The following is an 18,432-nucleotide window of genomic DNA, read 5'->3' as shown; positions in this document are numbered from 1 at the left end:
CTGACTCCTGCTCCATATCTATTGCTTAAGCCGTAGGTCTGGCGTGAAAAAGAGTCGGTAGCTCAGTACACTAAGCAGTATACTTGTTATTGCCGCAGAAGCGGTGAATGAGAACACAATCAGAATCTGGTACCGAACAGCGATTACTGGATCAGCGCCAGCAATAATCATACCTGTCATCATACCTGGAAGCTGGACAAGTCCTACTGTCTTCATTCCGTCGATGGTAGGGATCATGCTGAATTTCACAGATCTTTTTCTAACTTCATGGATGGCCTGTGGAACCGTTGCACCAAGTGACAGCAGGGTCTCTATTTCACCTTTACTCTGCTGTATTTCATGCTTGATATGATTAATGAATAAACCCGAGACAACCATAGCGCTACCAATGGTCATGCCACTAATGGGAATGATATATTGCGGAGTCGCCTCAATAATATGTAAGCCGAGCAGAATCCCCATCATTAGAAGCTCCATAGTAGCGATCGCAAGTCCAATTCTCCAGACTAATCCACGCAGTCCTTTGCCTCTTTTCGCTGCATTCCATGCCGCTACACTTATCATGAAGATTATTATCAAAATGACATAGCTCATCTGATCGGTTTTAAAAATAAATTGCAAGACATATCCGACCGCAAGTAATTGAATCGCCGACCTTATCGTGCCTACAATAATATCTTTTTCTAGTCCGAGCTTTTGCCATACCGATACCAACATCGTCCCTAGCACAAACAGAAGCGTAAAACTCAGTGCCGTATAACTCATATGAATGACGCTCCTTCTAACGGACGAATAAACCTTTTGGCCAAAACATCTGCAGATTCAGCAAAAAAAGATTCACTCAAGTGTTGTTCCAGCTTACCTTTTCCCATAAACCATGTAGTAGTGCTTATTCGGCTAGCCTGCTTAAGGTCATGGGTCACCCAGATGATTGAAGTCCCTTCTTCTTTATGCCACTGTTCTAGTAAGTCCTCCACCCTTTGAGTGCTGTCAATGTCTAGTGATGCAGTAATTTCATCGAGCAGTAGAACATTAGGCCGCAACAGCAATGACCGAATCAAAGCAATTCGCTGCTTCTCACCACCTGAGCAATCTGCTGCTTTTTTACTTAAATCCAATTGTTCCAGCCCTAGTTGTTCCAATAGTCGCTGTACAAGTTTAAGGTCATAAGGTCTGTCATGCAGCTTACTGACGGTTCTTAGGTTATCCTCCACACCGCCAGGCAACATAATCGCTTGTTGAGCCACAAACCCTATCTTCATTCTCCACAGCCTTGAATCCATGCTTTTGAATGAAGTACCATTAACAAGCATATCCCCTTCATCCGGAGCATCCAGCAGAGCCATTATTCTTAGGAGCGTACTCTTACCTTGACCTGAGGCACCAATCAGAGCGATTCGATCCGATTCAGATATTTCTGCGGAGATGTCCGAGAATAAATATTTCGAAGCTTGGTCACTGCTTTTCCAGTTCAGTTTTGCGAGTCTTTGAATTTCAAAAATATGACTCAATACCTTACCTCCTATTGCCACGCGCAAAAATATCATACCATCTCGTATTATAGCATTTTAGCTACATAAAAAAAGAGAAAGGCATCTCCCATACGAGACTTGCCTTTCTCTCAACTAATTAATTTTATTGATTATACCGAGCTGTAACGAACACTGCTGGGGAATTCCAGTAGATCGTTACCTCATTCGTAGAATAACTAAGTTCATGATCGGCGAAGCACTGCGCAGCTGGTTTTCCCTGTAAATGTTCTACTACATATTCATCATGGAGCCCACGATCCGGCCCCCCAGATACCAGACCCGGGACTGGATCTGCCACATGGTCACCAACAGATGGACGATGATGCGGATGCATCACTGGACGATCGCCAAATCCGGTAACATAACTGATATCCAGTACATTGCGACCCATCAGATAGTGCAAATGATCTAACGCACAGTCCGCAAAACTCGAATCGTCACTAAAATATTCAGCCAGCAGCAGCAGCATCGCATTATTCATTACGAGCATATTGCTACCCCAAATATAGTCATCCTCTTTTAAGGAGATCCTATAACCATCTTCACGACTCAGTTTCACTAATCGCTCCGCTTCAGCTATAAGTCCTTCTTTTAAGGAGGCATACAAGGCGCGGTCTGCTTGATCTTCGCCATTTAACAGATACGCAAGTGTGCCATAGCCCCCCATATCTGCCCATCCTAGACTGTACTTTGGAAAAGACAACTGCGCCAGCTGCAGAACAGCTTGATGGTATTCTTCGTTCCCCGTCGTACGATAGAGCTCCGCAGCTGCCCAATACCGCTCATCCTTGTCGTTCCGATCTCCATACTCTCCGGTGCTAATTTCTGGCGGATTCGTAAAACCTGGTACATCTGGATGTTGAACAAGCCATTCCCAAGCTAGTGTTGCGGCATTCAGACATTTCTTCGCATAAGCTGAGTCAAATGGCTGATAGACTCGTGCTGCCATGGCCATGACTCCAGCAAAATCCCCAGTGGCGGTGGCTGACACCGGTGAGAAATATAGATCTGATGTATCCTCCTCAGGCATGACATCCAGATCGGGAAAGCTCAGCGTAGTCAGTTTATGGAACACTCCACCTGTTACAATGTCCTGCATTTTGAACAGCCAATCCAGCTCCACTTTGCATTCCAGCAGTACATCTGGCGTATGCCCATCACTTTCTGGAATCGGAATAGCGCTTACAAAAGCAGATGGATATAACTCATAGGCTAGCAAAAGATCAGCGATAGCCTTGGCTCCGGGTCCACTATATTTTCCATAATCACCGGCATCATGCCAGCCTCCAGAACAATCTAGTCGACGCTCCGTTTCACCATATACAATTCCCTCTGCTGTATGACATGCCTTATGCTTCCAATCTCCAGCATACTCTTCCGTCAACTCAACCCCGCAGCGATAATAATAAAAGGCCTTCAGCAAGCCTTGTTGAAGCTCGTGATAAGGTTTATCTGAGATTATAAATGATGCCGAATTTATCCCATCGCCTTGCTCAATCCGGTATCTACCCACAGCATGAACCTCAGAAAAATCACCTGTATGTACAGTGTCTCCGCTTGCTTTATCAAATCTTGGAGCACCTGACTTTCCCTCGAATACAACATTTCCATGATCTACATCAACAACCTGAAAGTCATGTCCAGCACCAGTAAACACTGCAATCTTTTCTCCATCCACCGGATATCCGATTTGATTTACAGTAATCGTTCGGAGTGTACGCTCGCTCATCTTCATTCTCCTTAATCTAATTAATTTGATGAAGCCGATAATTACAAGTCTCTCTTTCTAGTTGAGAATACTCCATTCTAGAGACTAGAAGCAATGATAATATAATAAAAAAACCTAGAGTTAACCGAAAACGGCAACTCTAGGTGATGTGATCAGCTTATTTGTCTCCGAGCAGCTTAATAAAGTTAGCTGGAAGTGTGAATTGCTGATTATGAATCACTATACGGCGAAGCTCCTCAAAGGAACTAAGATCATCATCTTCATCTTCGTCTTTGATTTCTTTAATGTCTCGATGCAGTCGCTCCATTTGCAAATCAAGTGCATGAGCGGCATCCGCTGCATTTTTCAATTCACGTGTCATACTCTCAGGTACTGATTTATTATATTTATAGAAAATTTTATGTTCGAGACTTGCCCAGAAATCCATAGCAATGGTACGAATTTGTACCTCAACGCACACTAACTCCTGACGATCGGACATAAATACAGGAACCTGAATCAGCAAATGTAAACTTTGATATCCGTTAGGCTTAGGATTCTTAATATAATCCTTCACTTCAAGAACTGTCAGGTCGTCCTGCTTCTGAAGCATTTCACTTACATGATAAATATCTGAGATAAAAGAACATGTAATTCTTAGACCTGCAATATCTTTAATGCAATTTCTTACAGAATCTAGAGATAATTCTCCATTTTTGCGGAGCATTTTGTTCATAATACTCTCGGGAGACTTGATTCTCGATTTGGTATGTTCAATAGGGCTATAATCGTGCAGAGACTGAAACTCTTGTTTGAGGATCTCAATCTTCGTCTCCATCTCATCCAGTGCAAATTTATAAATCAACATAAAACGGGTGATCTCGTGCTTAAGCTTCTTAAATTGTTCGATTTGATTCTCGGGGGTCATTATCCATTTCTCCTCTTGTAGCTTTTCTCTATATTTATCATAGCCAATCCACTAGTGAAATTCAAATTCAGCGGTAATGTATCCGTAATCCAAACCCCACACTTCGTTTGATTACGTACCTTTTGCGCGGCGAATCCACTTGCGAAGTCGCTATCGGACCCAGTTGACCTTATACGCAGTATAATCCCATAATTGGGATGCTATCGGACTCCATAATCGCTATTGGCAAAAAAAACAAAATATGAACCTCTTCATACGAAATAAGGTCACTGGGTCCGAAACCCTGCTCAAACGGAGATAAACATGCAAATAACGCCTTCTGAGTCCGAACGCTCAGCGGTGAAGGTGTTGGAGAAACTAATGCCTGATTTCAGTTGGTTTACGTCCAGGAACACAGTGTACCCGATCATTAAACTGAAAGTTTTATTATTCAGTTGAGTTGTTTCCACTTTTGCTCAAGCGTTTGTGGAACATACTCCTTCAATAGAGTCAAGAGTTCCAATGGCTCGTTGGATACGTTTAGCAGACTGAGATGCGAAGAATTAGAAAAGCCTTCTTGTATACTGTTTTGAATTAGATTCATCAGAGGATCAAAATAATTCCTGATATTTAGTACGCCTACCGGTTTCTTATGTATGCCAATTTGTGACCAGCACAAAACCTCAAACAACTCCTCATACGTTCCAAAACCGCCGGGTAAAGCAATAAATCCATCCGCCAATTCTCCCATTTTTGCTTTACGTCCATGCATATCGTCTACTTCTATTAGCTGCGTCAATTCTCTATGTACCATCTCTCCGTTAAACAATCCTCTAGGCATAACCCCGATTACCTCACCTCCACCGTTCAAAACAGCATTGGCTACTTCACCCATTAATCCAATTTTTGATCCTCCGTAAATTAAGCGATAATTGTTCATAGCCATATAGTTTCCAAGTTCAACAGCTTTAGCTTTATACTCCTCATGCGCCCCTAAATTCGATCCTGCAAAAACACAAATTGATTTCAAATCCTCATCCCCAAACTATATATTGATAATATCTGACATCTAATATACTATATGTTGGAGAATAAATCATGTGAAAGATTAGGGAGTGCTACATAATATGGAGATCAATGAAGTGCAGAAATGGATTAAAGGCTTTTATGGACAAAGAGGCTGGACCAATTACGGTCCTTTTATACGGGTTGGATTTCTTATGGAAGAGACCGGTGAGGTTGCACGGGCAGTACGCTCCTATGAAATCGGAAGAGACCGCCCAGATGAATCTACCCCTCCACCAGAGCAACTGAGAAACGACTTGATTGAGGAAATTGGTGATGTGCTAGGAAATATAGCCTTGTTAGCAGATTTGTATGGAATCACTTTAGAAGAGGCTTTTACAGCACATAAAGAAAAATTAGTTAAGCGATTTAATTCCTAAGGAGAAGTAGAAAAAGGGCTACAATCGGCATCACCGAATTGTAACCCTTCTTTATCAAATTATTAAATAAATACTTCCTCAACAGTCAAATTTCGCTCCTTGGATAAATCTCTGAACGTAGTTTCATCTACTTTCACTAATGGCTTAAAAATATCCAAAGGGTTGTTCATAATAATCGTACCTTGCTCTCCGTTGCTCAGCTGAACATTTTTACCTACGAAGTTCGGCAGTAAGTGTCCAATCAAAGCTTGTACCGCATTCCCGTTCAGCTTGCCAAAGCCCAACTCATGCACCTTGCGCAGAACAGTAATCAGCCCTTGTTTGGGTTGATTCACTCTTGCAGAGGTCATCCCAACATAGGCGTTAGCGACAGCCACAATCAGTGTATACGGGTGCAGTTCCGCCTTACGAAGCATATTAGGATAACCAGTCCCATCCTCAAATTCATGATGCTGAAGCGCCACCAAAGCGGTCTTCTCGTCATTCATAGATTTAAGAATAATGTCGTATCCATATGTAGTATGACGCTTCAGTTCTTCAGTTTCCTCAGGGGTTAAGGTCCCCGTTTTATTTAAAATATAAGGGTCGATCTGACTTTTTCCTATGTCGTGTAAATACCCTGCTCGGCTGATCTCATAACGTTCTTCTTTGGTATAACCTAACCAAGTCGCTATGTAAAAAGATAGCAGTCCGACCTGCAAAGAATGATTGTATGTACCAACGTCTTCTCGTTCAAGCAACAGCAATAGGGAAACTACATCCTTATGTTCATCCATTTTTTCCAGTAAGGGCTGCAACGTAAGATCTACATCTGACTGCGTGAAACTGCCCTTGCTGAGTGCTTCTAGAAAAATAGACTCATAATTTTGTATCGCTAGATCAAAGTTTCCATTCAGGCTTAACGCCAGATTTGTTCCCTCATTATCCATCGCATTGCTGCGAGGTTCAATATCGACATAATCGATACGATGTCTCATCAGGAGGGTGATTTCTTCTTGGTAAACAATTGTCCCTTTTGGGAGCACGTGTAGACCAACACTATTAAAAGTGTCAAGCATAAGACAATCGCCATGTTTGAGATCCGTGACATGAGCTTTCAAAATTCTGCACCCTTCCTATCAATAGGTATATTTTACCTTAAGGATAGCTAAATTATTCCAAAGTCACAATATGGTTAAAGTCTCATTAACACTATCAATTAGTTCAAAAGACCCCCGCTACATCACCTAAAAAGGAATACTAAAGTCCGCTATCACTTTTCCAATCAACTGATCCTTCGCTACAAAAGGAGTAGCCCAGAGATGAGCATCATAGCTTATATTCCGGTTATCTCCGAGAAAAAAGTAATGATCCGCCGGAACTGTAACGGGTCCAAATGCATAGTCCATCCGCTCATTAAGATAGGGTTCATTGATCTCCGTTCCGTTTCTGTAAAGTGCTCCCTCTTTAACTTCAATGGTATCACCCGGCAGCCCTATCAACCGTTTTACGTATCTTTTATTCTCATCACCTTTTACAGGTGGCGTAAACACAACGATATCTCCATGATCAAGTTTGGTCATCCATAACATTTTTTCAACAATTAGACGGTCATTAATTTCAATTGTAGGGATCATAGAGCCAGTAGGAACCTTCATGGCTTCAGCAACATAAGTTCTTACAAACAAAGAAATAACCACTGCGATAGCAACACTAGGCAAATATTGTTTGATAAATTTCAACATAATTGCTCACCTCATATTCATTTTATAAACTCTTTGATCGGTGCAGAAGCTTTTTTCGCTCGTTCATATTCAGTTCATATTGTCGTCATGTATAGTTCATCTTCATCGGGTAAGCTTCCTTTAGCAATTCGTTAAGGTACTAAAATAAAGCGATTAGAACAGGAGAAGATACGAGTGAAACCAGAAGAAGAGGTTATTAAAAAAAGGATGAATAAACCGCTTAAAATTATACTTATTTCCATAGGGGCTTTAGCTACTGCAATAGTACTTTTTCTAGTGACTGTTTTTGTCGCTAATATTTTCCTCAATAAATCGGACCAAGCTAAAATAAAACCCTATGGTCAGTCTGTAAGCGTCGATGGTAAAAATATGAACGTTTTGATTCAAGGAAAGGGTGAAGAGACAGTCGTGCTCTTACCTGGTTATGGAACGGTGGCACCGGGACTTGATTTTAAGCTGTTAATAGATGAACTATCTCCATTTTACAAAGTTGTCGTGATTGAGCCTTTCGGTTATGGATTAAGTGATAGAACTGAAAAAGAGCGAACCACAGAAAACATTGTGAGTGAAATTCATGAAGCTGTAAAGCAGCTTAATATTGACCGTTATATTCTAATGGCACACTCTATTTCCGGTATGTACAGTTTGAATTATGTGAACAAATATCCAAACGAAGTGAGTGCATTTGTCGGGATTGATAATAGTATTGCAACGGAAGACAGAATAGGTGTTAAAATACCAACAGGAAAATTAAAACTACTTAGAGAATCAGGCTTGGGCAGATTGTTATTTAAATCAAGTGGAAATCCCTATGCTGAATTGCCGTTTGATGATGAAACTAAAGAACAATTGAGATTGCTTACGCTTAGAAACACTTATAATTACACTAACTTAAATGAAGTGGAACATATGTCTTCTAATTATAAAGGGGCTCTAAATTCAACTTTTCCAAAGGATCTCCCCCTTTTGCTCTTTGTTCAAGGGGATGATACTCTCTTAAAAGATTGGATATCATTGCATGAAGAGCAAGTCAAAAATTCCGTACAAGGAAAATTGGTAAAGCTTGATGCAGGACATTATCTGCACCATACCAAATCAAAAGAAATCGCCGAAAATTTTAAGACATTTATGAAAGAAATAAAATAAGGATAGATTGTATCGCTCAGATTGTCTAAACCGTTTCACCTATTCTCCATGCTGCTGCATCATGTGCAAGCTTCCTTGCATTTCATGCCGCAGCATTTTTTTTTATTCATACTCGTTAATATTTACGTACCCACACTTTTAAAACCGCTCAATAATGCGATTCATTTCCCCATCTACGTCCATCAAAGTATTCTTAGGAATATGAATGACCAACAAACCGCCAAAGATCTGTTCACATTTCCCATCATTCTCTGTGATCCGTTGTTTAAAAGCAGAAATGGCTGCTGAATCAACAGCCTCTTTACTGAGGAGCCAAGCGTACCTTTTGAAATGAGATTTCTGTACAGTTTCCTGATAGTAATAGATCCCTAGCTCTTCTTTCACCCGTATAATATCACCCATTGTAACACTTGGATTAAAGATCGGCGTCTCTTCGATGCGGTATTTATCTTTACCGACTGGAGTAACATCAAGGATTTCTATTTCACGGCCTGCTGGATCGAAGCAAATATGTAGTCCTGACGAATCTAGCATCAGCACACCTCAATTCTATTCAAAATCTGATCTTGATGATTCTAAATAACACAAAACACAATAAATACATTAAGCTTGTAATCCCGAACAACCTGAAGATTCCCGGCGTTAAAAACATATATAAACTGTATGGAAAACTCCAAATAAAGGCGAGAAGCATGAGAAGGCTTCTGTTTAAAGAGACACCTATCGCAAGTAATCCGGCAGGCAACACCAACATTACCATACTTATTATAATACTGGATTGATTCGTAACCTCAGCATACGGATTAATGAATATAAATATAAACCATAAAAAAACGGTCATCAAACTGGATACATATCCAATGAGTTTAATGATTGTTAAGTTTATGGATTGCTCCATTCCATCACCTCAATTCTTTCGCAATAATTCTCTCCAGCCATTTCCACGGGAGCAGCGTTTTGCCTAAGATCAAGATCCGGGTGCCTTTGCCGATAGGGTACCGAAGCCTTGGTGACTTCATTTCAGTAATACGACCGATAAGATCTGCTACTTGCTTTGGATCAGGTGCAGTTTCAGCGGTATGCTTGGAATATCGTAGCACAGCGTCCAGACGGTCTCTATAAGGAGAATCTTCGACTTGACGAATTTGTGCCATTCCTTTTCCCCAGATCAGGGTACGGAAGGAGCCAGGTTCAATTAATACTACACGTATTCCATAAGGAGACATTTCATGACGCAGACTTTCACTGAATCCTTCTACTGCAAATTTGGAAGCTGCATAGGGTGCATATCCCGGGAAACCGGACAACCCGCTTATACTCCCCACGTTAATAATCGTACCACTTCTCTGTTCTCGCATTACTGGCAGCACAGCTTTTGTCACCGCCACTAATCCGAAAAAATTCGTCTCCATTTGCTGGCGCCATTCCTCCATGGATATCTCTTCTATGAAGCCGCCTATAGCAAAGCCTGCATTATTTACCAAAACATCAATTCTTCCGAATGTTTCGTGCACTGAGGATATAGTAGCCTGTATAGAATCACTATCAGTAACATCCATGGTCATAAAATGAAGCTGCTTCAAGAGTCCTGCTTGCTCTGCCTGCTGTTCAAGCTCGCCTTTACGACTCAAATCGCGCATGGTTGCTACAACTTTGAATCCCTGCCCAGCTAGTTTGAGGGCTGTGAGCAGTCCAAATCCACTAGAGGTACCGGTTATTAAGGCCACTCGATCATGCATTCGATCTAGATGTGAATTCATCTTTGACTCTCCTTATGTTTCATTATTTCAAAAAAGCAAACAAATGTTCTATTCACAATTGACTATCCATTCATTTCAAGTTATATTAAGTGCATCATTTATATTTCTGTGCGGGCGAAGCACCTCGCAAGACAGGCATTCATGCCTATCTTGGAGGTGCTTTTTTGCGCATATAAACTAATTAAGGAGCTGAAACGAATGTCAATTCACAAATTTAGGTATTTAAAGAGGCTTGTCCAATTAATCCTTGTAGTAGCTCTACTAAACAGCAACCTTACAATGGCTTCTGCAGGTACAGATTGGGACTCTGCCTTAGATGACATTAATGGCCTCCATGGCAATTATACCTCGCTTCAAGCAGCCCTCAAATCTGATAGTTCAAAAATCCAAACGCTACGTAAGCAGAACAATGAGACGCTGAAATCTATTCACTCTGTCATAGCGTCAACAGACAAGGCTCTGCTGAGTCGCTTATCTTCTGAAGCCACATCAGCTCAGAAGAAACACGCTCCCCTACTGGAACAATACAGCACACTCAGTAAGCAGTCTACCGCAGCGAAGAAAGCTAAAGACTTTAAGACAGCCACTCTCCTTGATCTGAGACGTAATAAGCTCAAGGCTGCGGTAACCATCGCACGAACTGAAGTTAAAGAGAAGGCAGACGCGTTGGCAACTGCCCGCAAGCAGACCGCTAATAAGCTCAAGCCTACCAAAGATGCGCTGGCGCCGATCACAGTTTTGAAGAAGCAAATTACCGCCGAGAACAAAAATATCACTGTAGCACAGAAAGTTCGCTCAGAAGCTGATAAACTCTATAAATCGGCTGTAAAACAAGGGGATGCTATCACGGCAGCTACAAAAATGAGAGCATCCTATGAGCAAATGATACGAATTCATTCCATGCAGCAGAATATTTACAGCTGGGAGCAGAAGATTGCACTAGCTTTACGCGCAGCAGAGTCTAAGCTTCCATAATGATTCGCCCTTACCGACTCATATCAGCTTCACTAACATGCTAATTAGTTGGGCTGCGGGCACAATTAGGAGCTGAGCAAGTATAGTACCTAGAAATCGTGAACCCATCAATACCACATATATTTTTCCTAGCTGATCACGGTATTCTACATTTTCAGTGGCCTTATGAGTAATAAGACCAAGCTGTGGGTCGATAAATATGGTCAGCATTATAGTCGCCATTCCGTTAATCAATCCTGAGGCTTGAGAAGCAGTCGTGCTATATTGAGGCATTAGATGAGCAGCGTACAAAGATGATATGACACCTACGGTGTAAAAGGCTGTAACAAAAACATTCATAATAATAAAACGTTTAGGAATCCCCAGATATCTAAAGTTATATAGATTTACTTTTGGTTTTCTTATGTATTTTCTAGTATTCTTTAACTGCCCGATCGTTACGCTGGTAAGCAGCTTGGGAATAGAACCCTCGATTTCAAGCTTAGAGATGATTCTTCCAAACAAGCCTACAAAGGTAGGGAAAATAGCTATGGCTATTAATGTCCCTAATGAAGAAGCTAATAATATAATTCTCAAATAATTAAGAAGTGGGAAATCAGAATGTATTTTGGCATAGTCTACGAATTTAGCCGTTAGTGGAGCTTGAATCATGTTGGCAGTTCTTGATACGAGAACTATAATGCCTGTCAGAGACAGCGCAATCGCTATCTTGTTCAGCTTCACTCCGGCGTATCTTACCGAATAGGATAAAGTTTCTGCTGTGTGAATAATCATTGTTAGCAAGCATACTACAATCAAGCTATTTATCATTTGTAGGTTCATCTCCATTGAAAGCTATTTATCTATTCGGTGCAGTTTTGGACGGAAGTATTGATCCAATCCATAAGAAAGCATGATTCCAACAGTATATCTAACAAGATCAACCCATAGGAATCCTTTGCCGAGAATCAGCCCGCCCAGTATGGTAGCACGAATGCTGTTGATCCACTCCGCTTGATATAGTTGGCTAAATTCTATGCTGAAGCTAAACATCAGACTCCATACAAAAGCGATCCACTGCCTCCGATTCACTAGCAGTACGCGAAACATAAAGTAAACCATGCTTCCCCATAGCGCATCTCCAAAATGTCTCGATACAAACAAGGGGAGCTGTTCCGAGAATGCTCTAGAGCATAACCCCAGTACAATAACAATTAGGCAGATGCATCCATAAATAACTCTTTCTTTTAAAGCATTGACTCTCATTTCCATCCTCTATCCTGCGTCTGACTTGAAGTTTATGCTTTCTATAATATTAATCATCACGATATAAAACGGATAAATAATCATGGCCCCTATTATGATTAACCCTGTTACCGGGACTGGTTTATCCGCAGCTTCTGTAATTGGGAACCATGCTGCGAATAAATTAATAAACAGAACCAAATAGGGAAACCACAGGATCGTAGTGAAATACATGGATTTGTTACCGCTCAAATATTTTTTTGTCATCCAAACAAACCCTATAGAAAAAAATATAAATAACACAAATATGAAGATATGCAGCAAGTTATTCACTTTATCCAGCTCCAAGCCAGAAATTCTACTAATACGATAAATATTTACTAGTAGCTCTATTACGACAAACAACATAAAGGCATAAATTGTGCTTAATGCATTAAGCTTAATAAAATATTTCATTTGCTCAGTACTTCGGGGTTCCACATTCGTTCCACACTAGTAAGCTCTAATTCATTAAATTCCAGCTTATAAATATCTGGTTTGGAAGTCTGTTCAAAGAACTCATAACCATATTCTTTATTGAAGTAATTCAGGATAATGGTCATGATATTCCCGTGTGTACCAAGTGCAATTTTGCCGCCTTTATTTTGCTGGATCAATTGCTTCAGGATGGGAATCGCACGCTCTTGCGCTTCCTGAGTACTCTCTCCATTTGACATTTTATACTGTAAGTCTGTGAATGATGTCTGGATACCCTGAAGAATTTCTTGTTCGCTGATCTCGATCTCCATGCTTGCGATGGCTCTTTCTCTAAGTTCTTCATACAGTTCAATCTTTTGATCCGAAGCTTCAGCCAAATGCTTAATCGTATCAATGGCTCGTCTATAAGGACTGGAGACAAAATGTGTGATTTCTTCCTCCGCCAATATTTCTTTAATTCTATATGCGTCCTCATGCCCTTTGTCGGATAATCCTCGTTCCCGCTCATCCCCAAGCACAAAAGGTGATACTGCGTGCCTAATCATGTAAATAAAAGTCTTCATGAGTTACTCCTCTCCAGCTCACTCAAAGATCGTTTTTACTACCTCGCGTTCTTTCTTGAAAATCTCCACTGGGTAAGGAATGGTCATCTCGGGAAGCTCACTCTCTTTAAAAAACTTAAATTCTTCGCTTTCCCCATCCACCGCTCTCAGCGTTCCACGGATGATAGAACACTCAAATACAATGACTGTATATTCCACCTGATCCCCATTGTTATATTCGTATCTATATTTCCCTCCACCAAAAACCCCAAGAATGGAAGTGGGGTGCACCATTAATCCCGTCTCTTCATATACTTCTCTGCGCAAAGTTCTTCCCGGACGTTCCCCTGGCTCGATGGCTCCTGCTGGCAATCCCCACAAGGACTCTCCAGGTTTTCGAATAAACAGAATTTCATCTTCTTTATTTCTTATTACTGCAGCTACGGAAGGCATCATTAATAACTCTGAACCCACTTTACCTCGGATCCCCTGATAATACTCAGACATCGGCACGCTATTCATCCACCCTCTCACATCTTTTAGTAGAACATCATCATGTTTTCCTCTCACTTCCCAAAAACCCACATTATGTATATATTAGACATCTTTGTGACGGAATCCTTTAGATTCCGCAATATGCTTAGCGCAGGGAACAAAAAAAGCTTCCGAACTCAAAAAATACTGAGATCCGGAAGCAATTACAATGAGGTGAGACTTAAAACTTAGTGTTTCCCTTTGTTGCCGGCAAGCTGTACGATCATGATGACAAGAACGAGCAATGAAATGAGCTGATCAATACTCATCTGCGTCCGCCTCCAATCCCAAAATGAAGGATGGCTCTTCGGACGGCAGTTCCTCTCCCAAGGACACAGCTTCGTTCCCCTTATACACACTATGTAACATGAGTTCCATTTATTACTTGAAGAATAACTTACCCTTCCATTCGAGCTAGTTCTTTCTCCACTTCATCCAGCTGATCTTCGCCGAACACCTTAAACCCATTCTGCCGTAATAACTCCGTAGTTGTACCTTCTCCAGACATCTTTGTATCCATAAAAGTTCCATCATAAATATACAGACTACCACAAGAAGGACTATCCTGTTTTAAAATAGCTAACGCGACTTGATGTTCTGTAGCGAGCTTCAGCGTTGCTTGAGCACCTTTCATAAAGGGCTCCGTTACATCTGCACCTGCGCCAGTCACCACCCGCTCACCTTGCCGCTGGGCATCTGGACGAGGCGTTGACAACCCACCGACTACCTCAGGACAAATATGGACAAAACGTCCTTCCTCATACCACTTCAGGAAACGAGCATCGAGACACGGAACATCACCATTATCATAGCGCACTTTATGTCCTAACAGACATGCACTTACTAGAATCTTCCCTGTCATCGTTATCTCCACCAGTCCGTCTAGTATTTAATATATGGCTATATTATTTACGTCGCGAAACTGTTATGCAAGATTGAAGGGCTTGTCCCTGAAATGTTTGTGCTTCATATACAAAAAAATGCTCATAATGATCATATAGAACGCATTAATCTTGATATTGGGGGGTCTTCTCACTCCGGTACCGACTCCAGCAAGTCCATAATAAATCCGCCATAAGGTAAAGACCCACCAAAGGAAATATCATTCCCCATACGTTTGGGACTCGTGAATATAAACGCTCCATAAACGGCTGAATCCCATATACGCAGGCTACCGAAAGCGCCCACCAATATAGGGAGAATCGAAGGCAAATATGCCCTTGCAATTGATAAGACATCCCTGAGTAATCCCACCATTGCTTTTGAAACACAGTTTTTAGCAGCCACCCACTTACGTATTCAACAGCTGAAGGAACCACCAACGCAAGCAGGAGGAAAATTAGGAAAGGCAGGTTTAAGTCTCTTGCAATCAATAGAAGCAGTGGTGCGAATCCATACATTGGTTTAAAAGGACCTTTTAGAAACCCCTCTTTGCGAAAGCTTCCATTACTATATAAGTTATATGTACCTTCCAATACCCAGCCTAAAAAAGAGTAGATCATAAAATAAAAGAAATATTGGCCTGCCACTGCCATCGCAGTATCTCCGCTTGAAGAAAATATAGAAGTCATCATATTTATACTTCACTCCTAGTTGTCATTATTTTCTTAGATATCCATCCGGCCCTATTATGCCTTAATTCTTCAGGAGATATGCGCAAAAAAAGACATAACCCAAAGGTTATGCCTTCATTACAAAGTATAAGGAGTGAAGCGGAGTCTATATCCTTCCACTCTCATTGTTTAAGCTGTTCTTCATGATTCTGATCCTGTATTAGCGACTGATCGTCGTGTTGTTTCTTTAAGGTATCCATCGTAAGCTCACTACGTACACCAAAGTTCGAACCATACTTTTTTTCAAAGTTGCCTGCAAGGGCCTCACCACGTTTTTGCCGATATCGACTGTTCTCATTCCGACTACGCATTTCATTTCCTCCCTGCTACAAGAATGGCTGAGATCTGTGAAATTTGCGAAAAGCAACTAGGAGCTTGGAGAAACTCTCTGATGAGGTTGTACCTGAATTCATTATACAATAATTGCTAAATTGGTCTCAAGCAAAACAGACTGCCCATTGAAGGACAGTCTGTCTTCCGAATCATTTAGTCCAAATCGTTAGGAAGCGGATCAGGATGGGAGGACTCTGCAGGCTTGGCTACCCAATCGTCTGCTTCTGGCTCGATATCCACACCATTCTCCATCTTCTTAATTTCAGCTAATGAATCGCCATCTTTATTTTCCTTGTTGCGGATTTCCGCTTCATCTTGAGAATAATCTGACATGTGAAATCCTCCTCAGGTGCTTTGCTTTTTTGGTTCCTTAGTTATAGTTACCCGATGGAGTGTTTTGCAAACATAGTTACGACGAATGAATTTAGGGATACATAATCCAAGCTACCACCGGACCGATACATGAACCGACAATAGCACAAACGGTCATCGCTACTGAGCTCATTGAAACTGACTGTTCACCATATTCCAGCGCCTTTGCAGTTCCAAGTGCATGAGAACCCGTTCCTAAGCCGATCCCAATCCCTACCTCACTTCGAATCTTAAAAAGCTTAATAATGAGAGGTCCGCCAATTGCGCCCGTAAATCCAGCAATCATTACAAATACGGAGGTTAGCGAGGAGTCCCCACCTAAACCATTTGAGATCTGTATCGCTACAGGTGTTGTGATCGATTTTGGCAGTATGGACAAAACATATAATTTAGAGAATCCTAGGCCTGCTGCCAAAAGCAAACCACTGAACATTCCTAATAACAGACCTACAATCGCTCCCCCCAGGATGGCCGGAAGATTCTCAACTAACACATTACGTTGTTTATACAATGGGTAGGCTAGCGCCACTACAGCAGGGCCGAGCAGTTGATTAATCCACTGACCGCCTATCATATATGTATCATACGGAATATGAAAATATAGAAGTATTGCTACAACAAGGACTGTTGCTGTTAGCGCGGGAATAAGTACAGGAAACCGAAAACGTTTATATATAACGGACATCATCAAATAAATAGCAACATTAAGCAGGACAATTCCTGTCGCGATAAAAAACATTATATTTCCTTCCCCTTTTCGCTTAAGCTCTTGCTGCTCCAGCCCGCCTTGCTCTTGCCTTTCAGGGTTGAAAGCCATTGACTCGTATGTGCTGCTACTGCAATGGTGAGCACACTGCTAACGATAAGAATCAAGATTAACAGCAAACCTCTCCCACTAAAAATATCCATATGCTTCACAATCCCAGCCGTCGCTGGAATAAAAAATAACGGAAGATAAGCTAAGATTGTTGTTGCACCATCTTCAATCCACTTCACTGGTACAACCTTGAATAACAATAAAACAAAGAGCAGCAGTAATCCGACGATACTCCCAGAAACGGGAAGATGCAGCTGCTTTTGCAGGAAGTCTCCAGCCAAGTAGAACAAATAAAGCAGGAACACTTGGATAATTATGCGAATGATTTTCATGATGCAGGATCCCTTCATTATTAAATTAACTCGATAAAGCTTAAAATGGGTCACCTCAATAAGAGTATCAGAGTTTTCATGAAAATTTCAATTACTTTTCGAATCTTGTAAGAATTAAACAAAAATAACCTGCATGCTCTCCAGAACGTCGGAGACTTTGCAGGTTATTTATTTTCGTTATGCAGCTCAAAAATGAGATTCCAGCTTAGTTAAACCCACTGAACGACTTGCTCTGCGCTTTGTCTTGTTTTTCCACGTGGTTCATTCAAACGATACCCAAAGGCTACCATACAGGAGATTCCAAAATGTTCAGCATCCATAATCCCCTCTTCGGTAAGAACTTGCTCTATCTTCGCCTTATCGAAACCTTCCATTGGGCAAGAATCGATTCCGATTAAAGCGGCTGATGTCATCATATTACCAAGGGCTATATAAGTCTGCCGGCAGCTCCATTCGAACATTGCACGCTCATTCTCCATCAATTCGAAATCAACCTTCAAGAACTTATCGTACATTGCACCTTTCCCTTCCATCACTTCCGGAGGTAGCTCCTGCACATGCTCCATGATTCCTTTAATATAATCAGAATCAGCAACCATATCTTTAGGAAGACGGGAGAGAATCAATACAAAATGACTTGCGGTTGGCAATTGCTTTTGTGCTCCCCAGGCATGAGGACGTAATTTCTCACGTATTTCTGGACTTTGTACTACGACAAAACGCCAAGGCTCGAATCCGAATGAACTTGGGGACAGACGTCCTGTTTCCAGAATAAACTGAAAGTCCGACTCACTAATTTTTTTATGACTATCAAATTCTTTAGTTGCATGTCTGAACTGGTAGGCAGACAGGATTTCATTCTTGTTTAAAGATAAAGTTTCCATATTTAACACTCCTTTTATTTGTTTAGAATCAACGACCCATTTGACTGTTGCCGTTCACATGCTTAATATTAGAATATATATCACTTCTTTAAAAGTACGCACATTAA

At 41.2% G+C, this 18,432-nt stretch carries 24 protein-coding genes; 3 read left to right on the top strand and 21 right to left on the bottom strand.

Annotated features, from left to right (window positions below; genetic code table 11):
- Positions 1 to 18: 18 nt before the first annotated feature.
- From QNH28_RS11230 to QNH28_RS11210, 5 genes are all read right to left on the bottom strand, one after another.
- Complete coding sequence (locus QNH28_RS11230) at positions 19 to 765, bottom strand: ABC transporter permease (RefSeq protein WP_283911429.1); 747 nt, start codon at positions 763 to 765, stop codon at positions 19 to 21.
- The gene (locus QNH28_RS11225; RefSeq protein WP_283911428.1) at positions 762 to 1,511 is read right to left on the bottom strand and encodes an ABC transporter ATP-binding protein; all 750 of its coding nucleotides are present in this window, start codon (positions 1,509 to 1,511) and stop codon (positions 762 to 764) included. The genes QNH28_RS11230 and QNH28_RS11225 overlap by 4 nt, the downstream gene beginning before the upstream one ends.
- Before the next feature lie 124 nt (positions 1,512 to 1,635).
- Complete coding sequence (locus tag QNH28_RS11220; RefSeq protein ID WP_283911427.1) at positions 1,636 to 3,261, bottom strand: glycoside hydrolase family 9 protein; 1,626 nt, start codon at positions 3,259 to 3,261, stop codon at positions 1,636 to 1,638.
- Between the two features lie 157 nt (positions 3,262 to 3,418).
- Complete coding sequence (locus tag QNH28_RS11215; RefSeq protein ID WP_283911426.1) at positions 3,419 to 4,168, bottom strand: GTP pyrophosphokinase; 750 nt, start codon at positions 4,166 to 4,168, stop codon at positions 3,419 to 3,421.
- Positions 4,169 to 4,598: 430 nt separating this feature from the next.
- A complete protein-coding gene (locus QNH28_RS11210; RefSeq protein WP_283911425.1) occupies positions 4,599 to 5,177 on the bottom strand; it encodes an LOG family protein in 579 nt (192 codons plus the stop codon).
- A 97-nt stretch (positions 5,178 to 5,274) separates the two neighbouring features.
- On the opposite strand from QNH28_RS11210, the gene QNH28_RS11205 reads away from it, so the two are divergent.
- Positions 5,275 to 5,592 carry a MazG nucleotide pyrophosphohydrolase domain-containing protein gene (locus QNH28_RS11205; RefSeq protein WP_283911424.1) on the top strand — a complete coding sequence of 106 codons (318 nt, stop codon included), beginning with the start codon at positions 5,275 to 5,277 and terminating at the stop codon, positions 5,590 to 5,592.
- A 62-nt stretch (positions 5,593 to 5,654) separates the two neighbouring features.
- Here QNH28_RS11205 and QNH28_RS11200 read toward each other — a convergent pair whose 3' ends face one another.
- Together QNH28_RS11200 and lepB are read right to left on the bottom strand one after the other, a co-directional pair.
- Positions 5,655 to 6,692, bottom strand: coding sequence for an HD-GYP domain-containing protein (locus QNH28_RS11200; RefSeq protein WP_283911423.1), 1,038 nt, complete (start codon positions 6,690 to 6,692; stop codon positions 5,655 to 5,657).
- 126 nt (positions 6,693 to 6,818) lie between these two features.
- On the bottom strand, positions 6,819 to 7,316 hold the full coding sequence (gene lepB / locus QNH28_RS11195; protein ID WP_283911422.1) for a signal peptidase I: 498 nt from the start codon (positions 7,314 to 7,316) through the stop codon (positions 6,819 to 6,821).
- Between the two features lie 207 nt (positions 7,317 to 7,523).
- Between lepB and QNH28_RS11190 the strand changes: the two genes are divergently transcribed.
- Positions 7,524 to 8,462 carry an alpha/beta hydrolase gene (locus tag QNH28_RS11190; protein ID WP_042193683.1) on the top strand — a complete coding sequence of 313 codons (939 nt, stop codon included), beginning with the start codon at positions 7,524 to 7,526 and terminating at the stop codon, positions 8,460 to 8,462.
- 138 nt (positions 8,463 to 8,600) lie between these two features.
- Here the strand turns inward: QNH28_RS11190 and QNH28_RS11185 are convergent, their stop codons facing one another.
- Entirely contained in the window at positions 8,601 to 8,996 is a 396-nt protein-coding gene (locus QNH28_RS11185) for a DUF4265 domain-containing protein (protein WP_042187136.1), read from the bottom strand.
- A gap of 368 nt (positions 8,997 to 9,364) precedes the next feature.
- Entirely contained in the window at positions 9,365 to 10,222 is an 858-nt protein-coding gene (locus tag QNH28_RS11180) for an SDR family oxidoreductase (RefSeq protein ID WP_283911421.1), read from the bottom strand.
- A gap of 198 nt (positions 10,223 to 10,420) precedes the next feature.
- Between QNH28_RS11180 and QNH28_RS11175 the strand changes: the two genes are divergently transcribed.
- Positions 10,421 to 11,197, top strand: a complete 777-nt coding sequence (locus tag QNH28_RS11175) for a hypothetical protein (protein ID WP_283911420.1) — start codon at positions 10,421 to 10,423, stop codon at positions 11,195 to 11,197.
- Between the two features lie 18 nt (positions 11,198 to 11,215).
- Here QNH28_RS11175 and QNH28_RS11170 read toward each other — a convergent pair whose 3' ends face one another.
- The 12 genes from QNH28_RS11170 to QNH28_RS11115 all read right to left on the bottom strand — a co-directional run bounded on the left by QNH28_RS11170 (position 11,216) and on the right by QNH28_RS11115 (position 18,325).
- A complete protein-coding gene (locus QNH28_RS11170) occupies positions 11,216 to 12,007 on the bottom strand; it encodes a lipid II flippase Amj family protein (RefSeq protein WP_283911419.1) in 792 nt (263 codons plus the stop codon).
- Between the two features lie 24 nt (positions 12,008 to 12,031).
- The gene (locus tag QNH28_RS11165; protein ID WP_481858363.1) at positions 12,032 to 12,448 is read right to left on the bottom strand and encodes a ribosomal maturation YjgA family protein; all 417 of its coding nucleotides are present in this window, start codon (positions 12,446 to 12,448) and stop codon (positions 12,032 to 12,034) included.
- 3 nt (positions 12,449 to 12,451) lie between these two features.
- Complete coding sequence (locus QNH28_RS11160; RefSeq protein WP_283911418.1) at positions 12,452 to 12,877, bottom strand: hypothetical protein; 426 nt, start codon at positions 12,875 to 12,877, stop codon at positions 12,452 to 12,454.
- Positions 12,874 to 13,443, bottom strand: coding sequence for a histidine phosphatase family protein (locus QNH28_RS11155; protein ID WP_283911417.1), 570 nt, complete (start codon positions 13,441 to 13,443; stop codon positions 12,874 to 12,876). Before QNH28_RS11155 ends, QNH28_RS11160 begins: the two co-directional genes overlap by 4 nt.
- A gap of 36 nt (positions 13,444 to 13,479) precedes the next feature.
- Positions 13,480 to 13,953 carry an NUDIX domain-containing protein gene (locus QNH28_RS11150; protein ID WP_283912118.1) on the bottom strand — a complete coding sequence of 158 codons (474 nt, stop codon included), beginning with the start codon at positions 13,951 to 13,953 and terminating at the stop codon, positions 13,480 to 13,482.
- 418 nt (positions 13,954 to 14,371) lie between these two features.
- Positions 14,372 to 14,836, bottom strand: coding sequence for a 2-thiouracil desulfurase family protein (locus QNH28_RS11145; protein WP_283911416.1), 465 nt, complete (start codon positions 14,834 to 14,836; stop codon positions 14,372 to 14,374).
- A 145-nt stretch (positions 14,837 to 14,981) separates the two neighbouring features.
- Positions 14,982 to 15,548 carry a putative ABC transporter permease gene (locus tag QNH28_RS11140; protein ID WP_283911415.1) on the bottom strand — a complete coding sequence of 189 codons (567 nt, stop codon included), beginning with the start codon at positions 15,546 to 15,548 and terminating at the stop codon, positions 14,982 to 14,984.
- A gap of 161 nt (positions 15,549 to 15,709) precedes the next feature.
- The gene (locus tag QNH28_RS11135; RefSeq protein ID WP_283911414.1) at positions 15,710 to 15,898 is read right to left on the bottom strand and encodes a hypothetical protein; all 189 of its coding nucleotides are present in this window, start codon (positions 15,896 to 15,898) and stop codon (positions 15,710 to 15,712) included.
- Positions 15,899 to 16,073: 175 nt separating this feature from the next.
- A complete protein-coding gene (locus QNH28_RS11130; RefSeq protein WP_042126589.1) occupies positions 16,074 to 16,253 on the bottom strand; it encodes a hypothetical protein in 180 nt (59 codons plus the stop codon).
- A 91-nt stretch (positions 16,254 to 16,344) separates the two neighbouring features.
- Positions 16,345 to 17,031 (bottom strand): LrgB family protein, encoded by a 687-nt coding sequence (locus QNH28_RS11125; protein ID WP_283911413.1) that lies wholly within the window; start codon positions 17,029 to 17,031, stop codon positions 16,345 to 16,347.
- Entirely contained in the window at positions 17,031 to 17,441 is a 411-nt protein-coding gene (locus QNH28_RS11120; protein ID WP_283911412.1) for a CidA/LrgA family holin-like protein, read from the bottom strand. The genes QNH28_RS11125 and QNH28_RS11120 overlap by 1 nt, the downstream gene beginning before the upstream one ends.
- 209 nt (positions 17,442 to 17,650) lie before the next feature.
- Positions 17,651 to 18,325 (bottom strand): NAD(P)H-dependent oxidoreductase, encoded by a 675-nt coding sequence (locus QNH28_RS11115; protein ID WP_283911411.1) that lies wholly within the window; start codon positions 18,323 to 18,325, stop codon positions 17,651 to 17,653.
- Between the last annotated feature and the right edge of the window lie 107 nt (positions 18,326 to 18,432).

Origin of the sequence: Paenibacillus sp. G2S3 (assembly GCF_030123105.1) — a bacterium.
Classification (GTDB): Bacteria; Bacillota; Bacilli; order Paenibacillales; family Paenibacillaceae; genus Paenibacillus_AQ.
This window is presented reverse-complemented; position numbering and strand designations above follow the sequence as displayed.